We start from the raw sequence: 1,694 nt of genomic DNA, 5'->3' as shown, positions 1-1,694 counted from the left end.
CCCCCGAACCCGAAGGAGCGGATTTACAGTCCGCCGCGTTTAGCCTCTTCGCTATCTCTCCTACAATCAACATGGACTATTATATCATGAAAATTTCAAAAAAACAAGACTTATTTTGCTAAATTATAATTTTCAATCAAAATTTCCACAGCTTTTTCCAATTTTTTATAAAAACTATCGACATTCCCATTCTTTATGATGGCAAATTGTCCATCTAATTCGGCAATTTCTCCAATTACTTTCTTACCAATGGTCAAGGTATAACCCTCAAAACTGTCTTTTCCTACATTAACCTTGGCATCTGCTACTTGAATTTCAATTTTTTTATCTTTCTTACTCATTTCATACCTCTCTTCACTTTTTCTATTTTACAAGAAAATCCTAAAACTAGCAAGAAAAAACTCTATATCATTCCAAGTCTGATATAGAGTTTTCTGCTTTATTTAATGTGTTTTTCTAGTTCTTTTTGGTACTTGCCGTTTGATTCCAATTTTTCTTTTTGCCATTTTTTCAGTGCTTCTTCGTATTCTTTTGTTGTAACAATATCTTTTTGCAATTTCATTCCCTTAAAGATATATGGGTCACCCTTAATACCAACTTGTGAGTATGGTTTTGAGAATGGCACGACATTACTTACAACTGGAGAACCACCAGATGAGGCTGTTGGCATCAATAATGAACTATCTGTCAACCAAGCTTGAGCCTTGGCATATTTTTCATAGCGCTCTTCAAGATTTGTAGTCTCTGAATCGGCATCATCCAATAATTTCTTATACTGGTCCAAACCAAGTTTCGCTACAACATCCTTATCTTTTCCTTTAGTGATACCAAGGTGTTTCATAGCAGAACCTGATTTAGGATCCATGATATTCAAGTAAGATGCTGGGTCTTGATAACTTGGAGCCCATCCTGTACTGTTCAAATCATAATCTTTTTGAGAAGGAACACGCGCTTGTGAAGTGATTGTTTCCTTTTCATTATCTGTCATTTGAAGAACGTCGATGACAACATTTTCAGCACCAAGAGTTGATTCGATTGACTGTTTGAAAGAGTTGCTTTGTTGAACAGCGATGGTATCTGTTTGTTCAACTGGGACATCCAAGTGAATTGGGAATGTTACCCCTTTAGATTCCAAGTCTTTCTTAGCTTTTTCGAACGCAGCTTTAGCCTTGTCAGGGTTGTAGATAGAATCCTTACCATCCACTAACTCAACGCCTTTCCACTGGTCACCATAGTTCACCAACTCTGCTTGAGCGATTTGACCAAAGTTCTTACCACCTGCTTGTACAAAGTTGTCAGGAACAAGGCTGTTACGAATAATCTTGTCCGCACCGTCTTCACCATTTAGCTGGGCAGCATAAGAATGGCGGTTGAAGGCAAAGTTGATAGCCTGACGGAAGTCCTTATTAAGCATAGCTTCTTTTGTAGAAGTCTTTTGCTCTTCACTTGTTTTCGCAGTTTTATTATATGACTGACGATTTACGTTAAAGGTGAAGTAATAGCTACTTGAGTCCTGTGGACTATAAGTGATTTTATCTCCGTATTGTTCCAAAGTAGAAGCAAAGTTTGAGCTACTTGGGAAGAGGCGGGCTGTCGTATAGGCACCTGAAGAGAAGCTACGAATCAACGATTCCTGATCTGAACCATCGTAGTAGGTCAATTTGATCTTTTCAATTTTTACCTTTTCTTTATCC

The 1,694-nt window shown here is 37.7% G+C and carries 2 protein-coding genes; both read right to left on the bottom strand.

Features of this window, described 5'->3' with window-relative positions:
• Window positions 1-110: 110 nt before the first annotated feature.
• Window positions 111-341, bottom strand: a complete 231-nt coding sequence (locus tag ADI58_RS05705) for a DUF2969 domain-containing protein (RefSeq protein WP_000037113.1) — start codon at window positions 339-341, stop codon at window positions 111-113.
• Window positions 342-439: 98 nt separating this feature from the next.
• Window positions 440-1,694: ABC transporter substrate-binding protein (locus ADI58_RS10770; protein ID WP_049521809.1), on the bottom strand; the 1,255-nt coding region annotated here is incomplete at its 5' end.

It is taken from the genome of Streptococcus mitis (assembly GCF_001074635.1).
In the GTDB taxonomy this organism is placed as follows: domain Bacteria; phylum Bacillota; class Bacilli; order Lactobacillales; family Streptococcaceae; genus Streptococcus; species Streptococcus mitis_E.
This window is presented reverse-complemented; position numbering and strand designations above follow the sequence as displayed.

What these genes read in the sequence shown, in the direction of transcription:
- ADI58_RS05705 (WP_000037113.1), bottom strand. Translation starts at nt 341, where the DNA reads ATGAGTAAGAAAGATAAAAAAATTGAAATTCAAGTAGCAGATGCCAAG.